The sequence below is a fragment of the Shinella sp. WSD5-1 genome (assembly GCF_963942435.1).
Lineage (GTDB): Bacteria > Pseudomonadota > Alphaproteobacteria > Rhizobiales > Rhizobiaceae > Shinella > Shinella yambaruensis.
The window spans coordinates 55,040-71,292 of the sequence record NZ_OZ012602.1 but is presented as its reverse complement, the minus strand read 5'-3'; the positions used below and the strand labels follow the sequence as shown (position 1 = coordinate 71,292).

The 16,253-nt window shown below is 60.0% G+C and carries 14 protein-coding genes and 1 pseudogene; 9 read left to right on the top strand and 6 right to left on the bottom strand.

Annotation, left to right across the window (positions count from 1 at the left end; translation table 11 throughout):
- Positions 1 to 7: 7 nt before the first annotated feature.
- Positions 8 to 771 (bottom strand): annotated as a pseudogene (locus AABQ55_RS33510) (IS5 family transposase).
- A gap of 143 nt (positions 772 to 914) precedes the next feature.
- Between AABQ55_RS33510 and AABQ55_RS33505 the strand changes: the two are divergent.
- From AABQ55_RS33505 to AABQ55_RS33480, 6 genes are all read left to right on the top strand, one after another.
- Positions 915 to 1,526, top strand: coding sequence for a TetR/AcrR family transcriptional regulator (locus tag AABQ55_RS33505; protein ID WP_338341949.1), 612 nt, complete (start codon positions 915 to 917; stop codon positions 1,524 to 1,526).
- A gap of 207 nt (positions 1,527 to 1,733) precedes the next feature.
- A complete protein-coding gene (locus AABQ55_RS33500; RefSeq protein WP_272791922.1) occupies positions 1,734 to 3,224 on the top strand; it encodes an aldehyde dehydrogenase family protein in 1,491 nt (496 codons plus the stop codon).
- A 188-nt stretch (positions 3,225 to 3,412) separates the two neighbouring features.
- A complete protein-coding gene (locus tag AABQ55_RS33495) occupies positions 3,413 to 4,207 on the top strand; it encodes an ABC transporter ATP-binding protein (RefSeq protein WP_272791921.1) in 795 nt (264 codons plus the stop codon).
- Entirely contained in the window at positions 4,204 to 5,034 is an 831-nt protein-coding gene (locus tag AABQ55_RS33490) for an ABC transporter permease (RefSeq protein WP_272791920.1), read from the top strand. The genes AABQ55_RS33495 and AABQ55_RS33490 overlap by 4 nt, the downstream gene beginning before the upstream one ends.
- A gap of 36 nt (positions 5,035 to 5,070) precedes the next feature.
- Positions 5,071 to 6,147, top strand: coding sequence for an ABC transporter substrate-binding protein (locus AABQ55_RS33485; protein WP_272791919.1), 1,077 nt, complete (start codon positions 5,071 to 5,073; stop codon positions 6,145 to 6,147).
- Between the two features lie 26 nt (positions 6,148 to 6,173).
- Complete coding sequence (locus tag AABQ55_RS33480) at positions 6,174 to 6,854, top strand: VOC family protein (RefSeq protein WP_272791918.1); 681 nt, start codon at positions 6,174 to 6,176, stop codon at positions 6,852 to 6,854.
- 40 nt (positions 6,855 to 6,894) lie between these two features.
- Here AABQ55_RS33480 and AABQ55_RS33475 read toward each other — a convergent pair whose 3' ends face one another.
- The 5 genes from AABQ55_RS33475 to traA form a co-directional block, all read right to left on the bottom strand.
- Positions 6,895 to 7,569: a TetR/AcrR family transcriptional regulator gene (locus tag AABQ55_RS33475; protein WP_272791917.1), complete on the bottom strand. Its 675-nt coding sequence runs from the start codon at positions 7,567 to 7,569 to the stop codon at positions 6,895 to 6,897.
- 239 nt (positions 7,570 to 7,808) lie between these two features.
- Positions 7,809 to 8,438 carry a TraH family protein gene (locus tag AABQ55_RS33470; RefSeq protein WP_272791916.1) on the bottom strand — a complete coding sequence of 210 codons (630 nt, stop codon included), beginning with the start codon at positions 8,436 to 8,438 and terminating at the stop codon, positions 7,809 to 7,811.
- 13 nt (positions 8,439 to 8,451) lie between these two features.
- On the bottom strand, positions 8,452 to 9,591 hold the full coding sequence (locus AABQ55_RS33465) for a conjugal transfer protein TraB (protein ID WP_272791915.1): 1,140 nt from the start codon (positions 9,589 to 9,591) through the stop codon (positions 8,452 to 8,454).
- A 28-nt stretch (positions 9,592 to 9,619) separates the two neighbouring features.
- On the bottom strand, positions 9,620 to 10,111 hold the full coding sequence (traF, locus tag AABQ55_RS33460; protein WP_272791914.1) for a conjugative transfer signal peptidase TraF: 492 nt from the start codon (positions 10,109 to 10,111) through the stop codon (positions 9,620 to 9,622).
- 35 nt (positions 10,112 to 10,146) lie between these two features.
- Positions 10,147 to 13,449, bottom strand: a complete 3,303-nt coding sequence (gene traA, locus AABQ55_RS33455; RefSeq protein WP_272809206.1) for a Ti-type conjugative transfer relaxase TraA — start codon at positions 13,447 to 13,449, stop codon at positions 10,147 to 10,149.
- A 245-nt stretch (positions 13,450 to 13,694) separates the two neighbouring features.
- Between traA and traC the strand changes: the two genes are divergently transcribed.
- Genes traC through traG form a run of 3 tightly spaced genes read left to right on the top strand, consistent with a single transcriptional unit; the run spans position 13,695 to position 16,142 of the window.
- The gene (gene traC / locus AABQ55_RS33450; RefSeq protein WP_272791912.1) at positions 13,695 to 13,991 is read left to right on the top strand and encodes a conjugal transfer protein TraC; all 297 of its coding nucleotides are present in this window, start codon (positions 13,695 to 13,697) and stop codon (positions 13,989 to 13,991) included.
- Positions 13,992 to 13,995: 4 nt separating this feature from the next.
- Positions 13,996 to 14,211 (top strand): type IV conjugative transfer system coupling protein TraD, encoded by a 216-nt coding sequence (gene traD / locus AABQ55_RS33445; protein ID WP_272791911.1) that lies wholly within the window; start codon positions 13,996 to 13,998, stop codon positions 14,209 to 14,211.
- A complete protein-coding gene (gene traG / locus AABQ55_RS33440; RefSeq protein ID WP_272791910.1) occupies positions 14,208 to 16,142 on the top strand; it encodes a Ti-type conjugative transfer system protein TraG in 1,935 nt (644 codons plus the stop codon). The genes traD and traG overlap by 4 nt, the downstream gene beginning before the upstream one ends.
- Positions 16,143 to 16,253: the final 111 nt, after the last annotated feature.

Sequence of the window (16,253 nt, the reverse complement as noted above, 5' to 3'; positions counted from 1 at the left end):
GGTCGACTCATAAACTCTGACACCAAATCCTCGCTGCGACGAATTTGACGGCGGCGAGGTAGTTTTCCGGGCGCTTGTCGTAGCGAGTGGCTATGCCTCGGAAGTGTTTGATCCTGTTGAAGAACCGCTCCACGAGATTTCGTTGCCTGTAGACCCAGCCTGAGAATGAGAAGCTTCCCTTGCGGTTTGCCTTCGGCGGGATATTGGCCCAAGCCCCTCGCTCGGCCGCCTTGGCCCGGATGGCGTTGCTGTCATAGCCCTTGTCAGCAAGTAGGATGTCGCCTTCGCTTAGTTCGTCCGTGAGCGCGTCGGCCTCGGTGCAATCGGCGATCTGGCCACCGGTCAGGCGTAGGTTGACGGGTCGGCCTTCCGCATCGACGAGCGCATGGATTTTGCTCGTGAGCCCGCCGCGGGAACGTCCCATGCCACCATCGTCTCCATCCCCCTTTTTCCCGTGGCCGCGTGCTGGTGAACGCGAACACAGGTGGAGTCGATCATGACGATGTCGCCGTCATAAGCCTCTGAAACCGCTTCAAGAAGTCGATCCCAGACGCCCGCCTTCCGCCATCGGACAAAGCGGTTGTAGCAGGTTGTGGGCGGGCCGTAACGCTCGGGAATTTCCGCCCAGGGAGAGCCGGTCCGGAACCGCCAGAGGATGCCGTTCAGGACCCGTCGATCATCGACACGAGGAACGCCCCGTGGCTTGTTGGGCAACAGCGGCGACAGGATCGACCATTCATGGTCGGTGAGTTCATAGCGGCGGCGCGTCATCAGGGCTCCCTCATTCGGAAGCCTTGAATCACGGCCAGCGTCAGCCGACAATCGAATTTATGGGTTTACCGCCTAGGCAATCCATGAAAGCATCCAGTTCTCGTTCCATCAGCGCGCCTGCTCCAGACAATCGCGAAGCAATCATGTTGGCGGCCGAACGCGTGTTTGCAAAGGACGGGTATGACGGCAGCAGCATGCGTGACATCGCCAAGGAGGCGAACGTTTCGCAAGCGCTCTTGCACTACCATTTCGGGACCAAGGAAAAATTGTTTGATGAGATCTTTTCCTTTCGTGCAACCGAGATCAACCAGGAGCGCGGTCGGCATCTCGATCGTCTGTTCGCGGACGGTGCCATTCCAAGCCTGCCGCAATTGATTGATGCCTTGTTTCGACCCACTGTTGAGCTCGGCCATGACCCCGAACGCTTCGGTAACTTCTTTTCAAGAATACTGGCCGCATCCGCCAATTCGGATGATCCACATACCAAGGCCCTGATTGCTGAGCACTACGATAGCACAGCCCTTCGCTTCATCAGCGCGTTTCAAAAGGTGCTGCCAGGGATTTCGCGGGAGGATGCTGTCTGGGCATATATGTTCTCGATCGGCGTGGGCATGACCATGATGGCGCGCACCGGCCGTACGGCAAGATTGTCGAACGGGGCCTGCGATGACAACGACGTCGAGCTTTTGCTGCGGAAGATCAGTCTTTTCGTTTGCGGGGGATTGCTCAATATGGCCCCGACCGGAAGGACGTAACCCGTCCTTCCATACCGCCGCCTTTTCTCATAGCTCTTGACTGTCATGCACTGCACTGTATAGTGCATCTGATCGCGCTTGCCTCTCATTCCAGACGACTGCGAAGCGGCAATGACGTGATGGCCGATCGCCAGAACTCTCAGCATTATGAAGGTCACGGTGTTCTGTGCAGATGCCCAATAATCTGCTGATTCAGAGGAAGAGCCAATGTTGACGACACCTGTTCCGACCATCATTTCGAGATGGTCGTCGAAGAGTCCGGCTGACTTATTCGATGTTGATAATCCCGCTACCGGTGAGATCATTGCCCATGTCCAGGGAAGTGGAGTGGCTGAGGTTGATAAGGCAGTCTCCGCCGCGCACGCCGCGTTCTCAGGACATTGGAGGGAACGATCCGCGCGCGAACGCGGTGCGCTGCTCATTGCGGCAGGCAAGCATCTGGAAATTCATGCTCAGGAACTTGCCGAACTTGTCTCGCGGGAAAATGGAAAGCCGGTGCGTGATGCGTTGCAATTCGACGTCGCCAGTCTAACGGGATCGTTTGCCTTTTTTGGTGCTCTGGCAGGCAAAAGCGGGGGTGAATATCTCGATCTTGGCTTTGTGACCTCGGCCACGGTCCGCGAACCATTCGGCGTGGTCGCAGGCATTATTCCCTTCAACTGGCCGCCTATTCACACTGGCGCAAAGGTTGCGCCGGCGCTTGCAGCAGGAAACACGATTGTCGTCAAGCCCGGGGATCAAGCGCCACTTACGATCATGCGCATCGTGGATCTCCTAAACGAAGCACTGCCGGAGGACGTCGTTCATTGCGTGACCGGTATAGGGCCGGCAGTCGGGCAAGCCCTGACGCAACATCCACTGGTGCGCAAGATATCCTTCACCGGTGCGCCTTCAACGGGCACAGCCGTTTTGAAGACGGCGGCAGAGCGCCACGTGCCCGTTCTGTGTGAACTCGGAGGGAAGAACCCGTTTATCGTTATGGCCGATGCTGATCTGGACCAAGCGGTGCGCGATGCTATCGACGGAGCTTTCTTCAACAAGGGCGAGGCGTGCACAGCCGCATCGCGCATTCTGGTTCATAAAGACATTCATGATGCGTTCGTCGAGCGTTTCTGTGCGGCGACCGAAAGGCTGACGACTGGAGACGGCGCACTCGAAACGACGCACGTCGGCCCCGTAGTTTCGAGGGCGCAAAAGGAAAAAGTCGAGAACTACATTCGCATCGGTCAATCGGAAGGCGCCACAATTGCTGCGCAAGGCAAGCTGCCTGACGATCCGAGACTGAAGGAAGGCTATTTCGTTCCACCGACTGTCTTCACAAATGTAACTGCAAACATGCGGGTTGCTCAGGAGGAGATATTCGGCCCCGTCACTTGCGTCATGAAGTTCTCTAACGAAGCCGAGGCAATCGATATCGCCAATGGGACGCAGTTCGCTTTGGTCGCCGGCATCTATTCGAGAGACCAGGAACTCGCCAATCGTATGGCTCGGCGGGTCGAGGCGGGAATCGTTTTCGTCAACAACTACAACCGTATTGTCATCGGCACGCCATTCGGCGGCACGAAATCCAGCGGCTACGGACGCGAGCACTGCGCGGCCACGCTCAACGAATTCACCTATTCAAAAGCAATTCGGACCCCGACCGGAAGGGTTCCCGTGCCGGAATGGAAGGCAGTCACGGACATCTTCGGCCACTGAGGTCGTGGATGGGGGAGCGCGGCATGATTGCCGCTCTCCAATTCATCCGACGATCAAACAAAACGCTTGACTGCACTGCATGATGCAGTGCATTTATATACTGCATCATGCAGTGCATCGGCCGTAAGCGATCGCTCTTAGCAATGCTCATTCTGTGCCGTATGCATCAAAGAAAAAATGGGAACACGATGAATTCAACAGGGAACGGTGTTCCGGATTTTATCTCACTCCGGAATGTCTCGAAATCTTTTGAGACAATGTCAGGTGACATCGTCACTGCCTTGCGAGACGTCTCGCTTCAGATTCCAAAAGGCTCGTTTGTCACCCTTTTAGGGCCCAGCGGATGTGGAAAAAGCACACTCCTACGGCTAATCGGCGGCCTTATCAGAAAGACCAGCGGCGACGTTTTGCTTGCCGGGCGAGCCGTCGAAAGGCCGACGAACCAGATTGGTATGGTCTTTCAGTCGCCGGTGCTGCTGCCTTGGCGAACCGTGCTGGAGAACGTTATGCTTGCGGCCGATCTCGGCAAAGTGAGCAAGGCAGAGGCCCGTGAGACTGCGTTGAGATATATCCACCTGGTAGGTCTCGAAGGTTTCGAAAAGAAATATCCGGGCGAGCTTTCTGGTGGCATGCAGCAGCGTGTCGCAATCTGTCGTGCGCTCGTACACAATCCCTCCGTGTTGCTGATGGATGAACCGTTCGCCGCACTGGATGCCATGACCCGGGATCATCTTCAGGTCGAGCTCCAGAGCCTCTGGATGGCCGGTGACAAAACAGTCATCTTTGTCACCCATTCGATCTCGGAGGCCGTGTTCCTCGCCGACTATATGGTCGTTCTGGCCGCTCGTCCCGGGCGCGTTGTCGAAATCATCAAGGTGGATCTGCATCGACCAAGAACCCTCGACATGGTCAACTCCTTAGAGTTCGGCCGCTATGTGAGTCATGTCCGCGGCTATTTCGAGGCCGAGGAGCGTGCGGCATGACAGACCAGGCATCATTCGCGACGGCGTCGGCCGAGACCCCACGCAAACGGAAATCATCGAGCGGCTTCGATCAGGTTACGATGCTAGCGATTGTATTGTTCTTACTTTTCCTTGCCAGTTGGGAATGGGTTCTCATTCCAGTGACCGGTGTCAGCCCAGCTCTGCTTCCCCGCCCTAGTCAGATTGCGGTTTCCCTTTATCAAGGCGCCACGCAGGGGTATCTCCTACCCAATACCCTCATCACCTTGCAGGAGGTACTGATAGGCTTTGTTGTCGGATCCGCGCTCGGCTTTATTCTTGCCGTCCCTGTTGCGGAATCGCGGGCGGTGGAACGGATTTTGTCGCCCTATGTTGTTGCCCTCCAGGCCATTCCGAAGGTTGCGATAGCCCCGCTTTTTGTCGTCTGGTTCGGTTATGGCCTTTCCTCGAAGGTATTCATCGTCGGGCTGATCACCTTCTTCCCGGTCTTTATCAACACGGTGGCTGGTCTCCGCTCTGTCGCTCATGAACAGCGCGAGTTGTTCATGATCTATAACGCGACACGCTGGCAGCGATTTCGATATCTGACACTACCGAATTCAGGCAGTTTCGTGGTTGCGGGTCTAAATGTGGGCGTCACGCTCAGTGTCATCGGCGCAGTGGTCGCCGAATTTGTTGGGGCGCAAGAAGGTCTTGGCTCGCTTATCGTCCGCGCAGGATTTGCCATGGACACTGCAGGCGTCTTCGCGGCGGTCCTATGCCTTACGGTCATCGCGGCAATCCTCAGCGCCACCGTGCAGGTATTGGGTCGGAAAATCGTCTTCTGGGCGAACGACCAGCGCCACTGATCTACCTCATCTTCAAAACCAATCAGGGGAACGACAATGGACGTTAAACGCCGTCTAGCAGGACTTTTTGTATCAACAGCTGTCCTTTTCACAGTTGGCAGCGGAACTGGCAGTGCTGAAGAGCAGCGCAAAGTGCCTTTCGTCATCGGCAATCCGCTGATGATCCAGGCGGTCTACGAACTGTATGTGCCGCTTGCCATGGGCTGGTGGCGCGATGCCGGCTACGACATCCAGGTGCAGTATATGCCCGGTTCGAGCGCAGCGGTCCAAGGCATCATTGGTAAAAGTGCCAGTGTCGGAATGATGAACACGACACCTTGGATGGTCGCCGACACAAAAGAGTTTTCCGACATACGCATGGCGGCCGTGATGACGAACAGTCTCTGGCGGGTCATCACCGAAACGTCGAGCGACATTACGAAGCCCCAGGACCTGAAGGGAAAGAAAGTCGGCCTCGCGGTCGGCGGGTCGGGTGGCTCCATGTATCTCGATTCACTGCTCGCCAATAACGGAATGGATCCCAATCGCGATGTTCAGAAGATCGTCATCGGTATGGGAGCACAGGCCCAGGAGATGCTGCGATCCGGCAGAGTTGACGCAAGTCTCGCCTTCACGCCGGAAATCGCCACTTACCAGGCGCTTGGCGGTAAAGTAAACTTTATCTACGACGACGCATGGTTGCGCTTTCCGGACTATGGCTTTGTCGCGACAGAGGGCGCCCTCAAGACTGACACGAAAATGGTCGAGACGCTCGCGCGCGGCGTGGCAATGGCGCAGGTTTTTGCCGAGGCCAACCCCGAGTGCGTCGCGAAAATATACCGTAAGAACTGGGCCCCTGACCGAAGCACGACCCTTGCGCAGGACACCTTGATCCTCAAGAGCATGCTTGAAGAGCGACGTCTGCCTTTCGAGGCCGCAGGCGGGAAACTGCACGGAAAACCAGCCGTGGCGGGACTTGGGGAGCTTCAGGAATTTCTTCACAAGAACGGTCTGATCGAGACACCCGTCGATCCGGCGCGGTTCGTCGCGGATGATCCTGAGTTCTACAGTCGCATCAATGACTTTTCCAAAGATGACGTCGTCGCCCAGGCGACGAAGTGTGAAGGCTACTGATAAATTTGTAACGAGGAGCATATTCGATGATCGAGATCGACCATATTTGCCTGGGTGCGCGAAACTTCTGGGAGTCGACCCACCGCCTGACTCAGGAAACCGGATTGGGCAATGCCGAGGGGGGATGGTTTCCCGAGTACCGACTTGCCAACCGGATCATACCGACGGGCGACGATACTTACATTGAGGTGGAAGGTGTGATTGATGCTCACGCGGTCGAGGCGGGGCACCCAGTTGCAACATTTTTTCACGAGGCGACGCGGGACGGCGATTGCTTTATCGGATGGTGCGCCCGTGTCGATTCTCGGACGGAACTGGATGCGATCGCGCGGCGTCTTGGAAGCGACGTTTTCGAAGGCACCATGCGCATGCGGGCGGACGGGTCGATGGGGTACTCGGCTCGCACGCCTGACACGTCCCGCGCCTGGAAAGCGGGATTGCCGAATTTCTTCTATATCGAAGACAGATCAGAGCACGCAGGTCGGCTTCAGGCCAAACATGGGACCACGACCGCTCGCGGCATCGCATGGATGGAACTTGGGGGCAGCGCTGAGGAAATGAGCGACTATCTTGACATAGACGCTACAAGCCTTGGCCTACGCTTCAATGGTGGTAAGCCGGGACTACATGCGATGGGCATTCGCACCGACAATGGTGAGGCCGTCATTCGCCGGCGCGTGATGCCGGGAACAACAGGAAAACTTTAATTAGGAGGAGCCGTCCGGTTTTAGATTACGCCGCCGCCGGTTATGATGCGGCGGCTTTTCCGTTTGTGCCATAGCGTGCGAGGAACGTGGCAACTGCTTCCTCAACGACTTGATGACGCCGGGCCTTCGAGGGTGCGCCACCGACACCAATCACGCGATACCAAAGCAGCGGCTCATTGACGAGCCCAACGAACTGCCGGGCCGCAAGATCGGGATCTTCCACCTTGATGAGGCCTCGGTCTTTCAGCGCGCTGATATAGTCGATCAAGGCCCGAAGTGCCGGCATTTTTCCAAGCCGTACGAAATTCTCGGCGAGATCCGGGAAGCGATTGCTCTCGCTGATGACCATGCGAACAAACGCGACGGCCTGATCCGGCGCCCAGAAATCCGCGATAAGCAATCCCACTTTCCTGAGCCCAAGACCTGGATCTTGGAGGGCGGCTTCATCGGCCATAATGCCGACAACCGGCATATCCTTCCATACGCGCTCCACGGCGGCGTTAAAGAGCGCGTCTTTGCTTTCGAACTGATTGTAGACCGTGCGTCGTGCCGCGCCTGATTCTTGCGCCACAAGGTCCATGCTGGCTCCCTCATAGCCGTGAGCAAGAAAAACGCGCGTCGCCGCATCCAGGATCGCCTCCCGTTTGGAAAGTCCCTGATCTCTTGAGTTTTTTGGAGGGGCGCCAGGTGCAGACAAGACGACAGAGCTTTTCATCAGTTGGCCTAATCCTATACAGGGCAGGGTTGCAGTTTGTAAAATCATGTAGTCCTTTGCACTGCCGAGTGCAAGTTGTGTCGCTTGGCTAATGGCTGAAATCTAGAAACGAGAACCGAGTCTGGCCTGACCGCATGGTGACGCATCAGCTCATTTCATTTCAACCTTGCTGAACTAGGTCTGGTTCATGGCAAATAGCCAACCCCAAAGCTAGGTTTCACTTAGGCATTGCATCAATGTCATTTGGCACCGATTCCGGACAGATCGACACGAATACCCGCCTTGTTGGGATCGTCACTACGGGCCTCATCCTCGGAAGGCTCGCTCGCATCCGACCCGGCAGAATCTGCTGACTTCTTGATAGCGTCGCTCGTGGGCTCGTCCCTACCAGGTTCAGGGGCTTTCACCTCACCAGGGTCCGGCGCGCGGAATACGGCCATCCCCTCGAAATACCCCGTCTGCCAGGCGATGATCGCGTCGTCGAGCACTTGCGGAAGAACCTCTTTCTCACTGGGACTACCGTACCATTTCATGACTATCCGATAGACTTTGGCGAAGAGCGCGGTGCCCATGCGGATATTTTCACAAGGATCGACAAGGTCAGGTCTCAGCGCTCCGGCCTCCAGGATGCCGAGACCGGCTGGATATTGCGTGATGCCGACCCGAATGACGTTGCGCCCAATATGCTGGCGGACCAGTTCCATCGCCTCGTCCGGCGTTCCCGGCTTCGGCACCAGCACCACGCGGTTTCCGGATCGGACCGTGATCGCGAGCGGATCCTGCGACCCCGCCCGCTCAATGAACTGTTCGACAATCGCGGGTTTCAGGCCGGGATCGGCGCATTGTTTGATGAGGGCGGCATCGACCATCTGATTGTCTCCGTTATGTGTTGAAGGCCATGACGACGGGCAAGTCGAAGAGCTTAGCCCATGCGGCAACGCTCGCCTTCTGGATCGCGATGATCGAGGTGCCCCTGGTCCACCAGCCATTGCCGGTAGCGACGATGACGGCGGGTGAATGCAGCATCGATTGCAGCACCGGCCAGAGGATGAGTTGCTCATAGCAGATGAGCGGCGCGATCCTCGTTGCTCCAACCTCCGCGACCGGGTTCGCGAACAGGTGCGCCTGGGCGCCGCCGCCCTGCCCTGTCCAACGCAACCATGGCTGCCACATGGAAACCGGAACCGGCATGCGCTCCTTGTAGAGGATGCCAGCGGCGCCGGAACCAACCGCCACCATGACATTGTCGTAGCCTTGCGCATCGATGACGGCGGCGCCGGCGACGACCGTGACGTCGAGCCCGTTCAACCCCTCCCGCCAAAGGCGAGCGACCGTCGGCGTCCAGAAGCCGAGCGCGCTCTCCGGAAAGACGACAACGTGCGCGCCCTTACTTGCGGATATGCGCGCTGTGGCGATCAGGCCACGGTGATGCTCGAGCGACCCGTCCCGGCCAAGGCTTCGTCCCAATTCAAGGTCGACGCCCATCCATCCTTCCGGTAGCTTCGGCTCTGTCCACATTGCGGCGGACCAGAGCCAGAAGCCAGCGAGGCCAAGGACAGCTGCCGGCCGATATCTCATCACCATGACGAGCAGGCCGGCTGCAGTTGCGAGCAATCCCCACCATCCCCACCCGGGAAACAGTACCCCGGCTGCGGTCAGCGGATTCGCCCATCCAGTGATGCCGAAGGGCGGCAGCCCCGTCAGCACCGCCGCCGCCAGATAACGCACTGCCCTCGCCCTTCCCGGATGCCTTGTCCAGAGCGCCGCATGCACGGCGACGAAGGAGAGTGAGGCCGCTAGCCAAAGCAGAAGGCCGGGCCAGAGATCGGCGGCATAGAAGTTGGCGACGCCCAGCGGCAAACCACGCGAAGCGACCAGAAAATAGCCGGCCGACACGAGGGCCGCGACCACGCGCGACCGCGACATCGCCCAGAGCGCCGGGAAGAACATCGCGGTCGGAAGAGCGAGCACATTGCCGCTCCAGCCGAGTGAGCCGCAGACGACGGAGGCGACGATGAGCAACGCAGATCGCCAAAGGCCAGAAATGTGATCACGGATCGAAGGTGAGGATCGGCCGGGCGACGCCGAGGAGGCCGCGGTCCGGAACCGGCCCAAAATATCGGGAATCATAGGAGCTCGCAAAAGAGGAATGGAGATAGAGATGTCCTGATGGCACGATGCCACCTGGATATGGCGTGATCGTCCTGCCCTCTCCGTCCGTCTTCCGGACGGCGGATGCGGCAAGGGAACCGCCGTCGATCGCGACGTGATCCGTAATTTCGACATGCTGTCCGGGAAGCGCGGCGACCGTCTTGATCAGCGGCGCAAACCCACCGGCGCACAAGCCCCGCCGGAGATATCCTCGCAGTCGCGCTTCCTCGAACGGCGCAGTCGGGGGCGAGCAGATGAAGACGAGATCTCCTGCCTCGACCGGACGATTGAGTTTCTCGATGCGCCAGAGCCCGAGCGGCTCGCTCGGCGTCAGGTTCAGCCGATAGCCACCGACGACCGCAGCCGTGATGAGGCCCGCGATAGCAACCATTGACGTGCTCAACAGCATGATCGCACGGCGCCGCTTCATTGCTTCACAACCGGAGTCCGGCGTTGCGCGAGACGCAATTCCTCGACCTGCCGCAGGGTCTCGGTCGTACGCTCATGGGCGGCGAGCTGCTGGGCCGTGCGCATGACCGGCCAGGCTTCCTTGAGACGTTCCTTCTCTTGGTGGGAGAGGCCTTCGGAGAGTTTGTCGAAGAGTTTGCCCGATGGCTCACGCGCAGCGTTGGTGAGCAAGGTGCGCTCGCCGAAGCGTTCGGTGACGGCCTTGTTGAACCCGTCGATCTCCAGCTTCGTCTCGCGGTTGCTCAGCGCATATGCAAGGGCGGCGGGAAGATCGTTGCGGTCGATCGCATCGCGCACGCGCTCGAGCACCGCGCGTGCATCAGGCGACAGGGCCGGGATGTCGATCGAGACGCGCTGGCGCAGCGCCTGTTCGTCAGCCGCCATGCGCTGTGTGGCGCTTTCGCGCATGTGGAGATAGCGTTCGAGGTCGCGCTTCAGGGCGGGCACATTGACCTCGGCGACGCGTCGCGCCTCGCGCTCCGTCTTGCTGGCAAGAATGTCGGTCTTGCCCCTGAGCGGACCGATCGACGCCGGCTCGGCCTCAAGCTTCTGAAGCACCTGTCGCGCCGCGTCTCTATCCGCCAGCACGGCGTCGAAATTCATTGCCCGGAAGGCGGTTTCGGGATCGGCGAAGACGTAAGCGAACCGGATCGAAACCTCCTCCCATTGCTTCTTCAAGGCCGGATCAGCGTCGAGCCTCTCGCTGACCGTTTCTGCGACGGGATTCTCGAACCGGGTGATGCCGGCGACCATGGGTTTCAACTCCTTGACTGATTGGGTTGCCGGCGATTGCCGCAAGCCAAGCCGTTCGCCGAGAGCGCGAAGGCGGTTGGTGAGATCGGCCAGCTTGCTTTTCTGCCGCAGTGTCCAGTCGAGCCGGTCGCGCAGCAATGTTCGCGCCACGTGAACGATGTGCAGGCCTCGGTTTTCGGCAAAGCGAAGCGCCTCGCGGTAAAGCGTGCCGCGCTCGTAATCGAGGGTTGCTTCCTTGGCATTCTTCCGGGAGAGAACCTTGCTCAGCCCGCCGTTCATCTCGAACGAGCGGCGCCCGAAATAGACCTGCAGATCCTCCCGATGGCGCGTCATCGCGACATAGGTAAGGTGGCGATCCAGAGAGAGTGAAGCCAGCACCTTCACCCTGTCGACGGTCGCGCCTTGGGCTTTGTGGATCGTGGTGGCGTAGCCGTGATCGAGGTTGCTGTAGATGTGGCTCTCGACCATCACTTGCCGACGCTGATCGCCCTCACCCACGGCGACGGTGATGCGGTTCGCCGCCGCCTCTACCACATGACCGATCATGCCATTCTTGACTGCGAGCGAGCCGTCGTTCTTCAGGAAGACGATCTGGTCGCCGGCGTCGAAACGGCGGGTGCCGTCGGCGGTTTTGAAGGTGTGGCCCTCTCCGACGATCCCGCGTTCGACCAACTTTTCGCGTGCCATGACATTGAGCATGCGCACATCGCGTCGAAGATGGGCGACGATCAGCGTCGTCTTCGTCTGATCATAGTCGTGGTTCCAGTCGGCGATCAGCCTCTCGACGGCTTCAGACTTCAGGCGCGCGCCGAGCACCCTGCCTGCACCCTGGTATGCCACAATCGCCCGTTCGACATTGCCGCGTGCAAGATCGAGCGACGCCTTGCGCATCCAGTCCTGGCGCTGGCGATAGATGGTTTCGAGTTCGGCGTAGCCGATGCGATCGACGATGGCGCGGAAGGCAGCACCCGCCTCGATCGGTTGAAGCTGTTCGGGATCCCCGATAAGCACGATCTTCGCACCTGCCTTGACCACGGCGTCGATGAACCCGCCCATCTGTTTTGAGGCAACCATGCCGGCCTCGTCCATGACGAAGATGGTCTTGTTGTTCAGAACGTCACGGCCGCGGTTCCACCGTAGCTCCCATGAGGCAAGCGTGCGGCTCTGGATCCCCGCTTCCTTTTCCAGACCTTCCGCTGCCTTGCCCGCAAGCGCACCGCCAACGACGCGATATCCGGCCATTTCCCACGCCTCGCGGGCAGCCTTCATCATCGTGGTCTTGCCAGCACCTGCGCGACCGACCACGGCTGCGATACGCGCTGAACCGGCGACATGCTGGACGGCAGTCCGCTGTTCATCCGACAGACGCGAATGACGGGCGAAGGTGGCCTCCAGCACCGTGGCCGAGACGTCATGCGACACCCTTGCCGCAAGCCAGATTGAGCGACGCGCCATCTCCGCCTCGAGCCGGATCAACTCGCGCGTCGTGTAACGGGCCGGCACTCTTTCCCCGGTCGCGAAGTCGATTGTGTCGGGCTGAAGCCGCAGCACCTCCGGGCTCTCGATGATCCGAGCCAGGAGCTGCTGGAACACGGTCGCATCGTCGACATAACGGTTCAAAAGCTTTGCAACATCTCGGGCGTTGAAGACGCTTTTCTCCCGCGTGATCAGATCGAGCACGATCCCAGGGTTTCGAAGAATGCGGCGGGTGTTTTCCGCGCGCCGCGCATCGTTCAGCTCGATCCGTTCCAACTCCGGCCGAACGCCCTGTCTCTCCGCCTTCCGCTGAATCGCCTTGGCGCCGACGCCCAGATGGATGGTCGGCTCCAGATCGATGCCCTGCTTCTCATAGGATCGGCCATCGACGCGCAGCGAGATCCCGTTCAGCGCCAGGTGATGATTGAGACGCTCGAACCAGGCGTCACGAAAAGCGTTGAAATCATCCGTCCCGCCGGCCCAGAGCTCGTAGACGATCTTGCCCGCCTTGTTTCGCAGCGGTTGCCCGTCTTCGCCTGTTACCGCGACCTTCTTCGTGCCGAAACCATCCTCGGTCAGCGGACGCAGGGTCGTCATCAGGTGGATATGCGGATTGCCGGGATTGTCGTGGTAGACCCAGTCCGCCACCATGCCCTTCGACAGGATGTGCCGCTCCACGAAATCCCGCACCAGAGCAATGTTCTGCTCTGCCGTCAGCTCCAGCGGCAAAGCAATGGTCAGGTCCTTGGCAAGCTGGGCATCGGAGCGCTTTTCGAAAGCCTCGACCTTGTTCCAGAAGGTTTCCGAAGCACCGGCAATCGAACGATCGGCTGTCAGCAGCCGCACCCATTTCGGGGCATCCGCCGGGAGAGCAAACTCCTCGTGCAGAAGCCCTTCTTTCCGGGTGTAGTCGATGGTGCGGGCCTCCCGCTCGTACTCCATCCTGGCACAATGCCGGTAGGCAGCCGACAGCACTGCACTGCGGCCGTCACCACGGCTGACAATGCTGACGGAGAAGTGGGCGATGGCCACGGAGGTGAGTCTCCTGGTTCGAACCTCGTTCGTCGGGAACTGGCCAGGCCGTTCAGGCCTCAACGCAAGGCGTCGCGCCAGCGACGTATAATTGCGCCCTTGGACCGCTCCTTCGGAACGGCGGGATCATCCTCCAAAGTGTCGGCCTTGCCGACGTGCAAATCTGCACATTTCCTTGAGCATGCATCCGGAGGAGTCTTGGCGTCGCGAATGCAACGCCAAGACAGCCAGGGAGTGCCACCGGAATGAAGAAACCGTCGTCGAAGATCAGGGAAGAAATCGCGAAGCTCCAGGATCAACTCAAAGCAGCCGAGACACGCGAGGCGGAGCGCATCGGCAGGATCGCGCTCAAAGCCGGTCTCGGCGAAATCGAGATCGACGAGGCCACACTTCAGGCGGCGTTCGAGGACATCGCCGGACGGTTTCGCGGAGGCAAGGGACAGACGACCGGAAAGAAGAATGCCGGCGACGGCAGGACCGGCGGGGAGACATCCGCGGCGGTCGCGCCTGGCGCGGATGCGGGCAGCGCTGGCGAGGCTTGAGCGCATGCGGCGAACGACATCGACCGATGCCCGCAAGAAAGACACGCGCGAAAAAATCGAGCTCGGCGGTCTGATCGTGAAGGCCGGCCTGCGCTACGAAAAAAGGGCGCTGCTGCTGGGGCTGCTGATCGATGCCGCGGGGCGCATCCGCGGCGACGAAGTCGAGCGCTCGCGGTTGACTGCAATCGGCGCCGAGGCGTTCGGTCGCGGTAATGAATGAATAGGCTCCTTCTCACAATCCTGCCAGCGGCATTCATGATCGCAGCCATGTTGGCGATATCAGGAATCGAGACCTGGCTATCGGGTTTCGGAGCATCGCCTCGGGCGAAGCTGTTGCTCGGACGGATCGGCCTCGCCCTGCCCTACGCGGCGGCGGCGGCGATCGGCGTCATTGCCCTGTTCGCGACGGCGGGCGCGGCAAACATCAAGGCAGCCGGTTTGAGCGTACTGGCAGGCGCTTCAATCGTCTGCATCGCGGCGATCGCACGCGAAGGGTGGCGGCTCTTTGCTCTTGCCGATCGGATGCCTCACGGCCAGTCGGTTTTCGCTTATACCGATCCGTCGGCGATGCTCGGGGCATTCGCAGCCGTCCTTACCGGGATCTTCGCGCTACGCGTCGCGATCAGGGGGAACGCCGCCTTTGCCAAAGCAACGCCGCGGCGGATCGCGGGGAAGCGAGCCGTGCACGGCGAGGCCGACTGGATGAAGATGGGAGACGCCGCCAGGCTGTTTCCCGATGCCGGCGGCATCGTGATCGGTGAACGCTACCGCGTCGACAAGGACAGCGTGGCGGCGATGCCGTTTCGCGCCGGTGAGACGCAGAGCTGGGGCGCCGGCGGGAAATCTCCGCTGTTGTGTTTCGACGGCTCGTTCGGTTCGTCGCACGGTATCGTCTTCGCCGGTTCGGGCGGCTTCAAGACGACATCCGTGACGATCCCGACCGCACTCAAATGGGGTGGCGGCCTCGTCGTGCTCGACCCATCGAGCGAAGTTGCACCGATGGTCGTCGATCACCGGCGCAAGGCGGGCCGAAACGTCATCGTGCTCGATCCTGCCACGCCCGCGATCGGCTTCAACGCGCTAGACTGGATCGGCCGCCACGGCAACACGAAGGAAGAGGACATCGTCGCGGTGGCGACGTGGATAATGACCGACAATGCGCGTGCCGCATCGGCCCGCGACGACTTCTTCCGCGCATCCGCCATGCAGCTCCTGACGGCGCTGATCGCCGACGTTTGTCTCTCCGGGCATACGGACGAGAAAGACCAGACGCTGCGCCGCGTCCGGGCCAATCTCTCGGAGCCGGAGCCGAAGCTGCGCGAACGCCTGACGCGGATCTACGAGCAGTCCGAGTCCGAATTCGTGAAGGAGAACGTTGCCGTCTTCGTCAACATGACGCCGGAGACGTTTTCCGGCGTCTACGCCAATGCCGTCAAGGAAACACACTGGCTCTCCTATCCGAACTATGCGGCGCTCGTGTCGGGCGACAGTTTCTCGACCGACGATCTCGCTGGAGGCGAAGCGGACCTGTTCATCGCGCTCGATCTGAAGGTGCTGGAAGCCCATCCGGGACTGGCACGCGTCGTCATCGGCTCGCTGCTGAACGCCATCTACAACCGGAATGGCGCGGTCAAGGGGCGCACGCTCTTCCTGCTCGACGAGGTCGCCCGCCTCGGCTATCTGCGCATCCTTGAAACGGCCCGCGACGCTGGCCGGAAATACGGCATCACGCTCACCATGATCTTCCAGTCGATCGGCCAGATGCGCGAGGCCTATGGCGGCCGTGACGCGACCAGCAAATGGTTCGAGTCCGCATCGTGGATCTCGTTCGCTGCGATCAATGATCCGGACACGGCCGACTACATCTCGAAGCGCTGCGGCGACACCACGGTCGAGGTCGACCAGACAAACCGCTCCACCGGCATGAAGGGTTCGTCGCGCTCGCGCTCAAAACAGCTCAGCCGCCGGCCGCTGATCATGCCGCACGAAGTCCTGCGCATGCGCAGCGACGAGCAGATCGTGTTCACGGCAGGCAATCCACCGCTCAGATGCGGTCGCGCGATCTGGTTCCGGCGCGAGGACATGAAAGCCTGTGTCGGGCAGAACAGGTTTCATCGTGAAGGGCAAAAAGGGAATGACAGCAGCGCCTGAACCCGCGCAACCAGGTGCCGGCGGCGAGCCGGTCCGCGAGAGGATCGAAACCCGCATGGGACGAAACCGCTTGGCGGGTTCGGTGCGCTTCAGCGCATAGAGCCGTGCGGC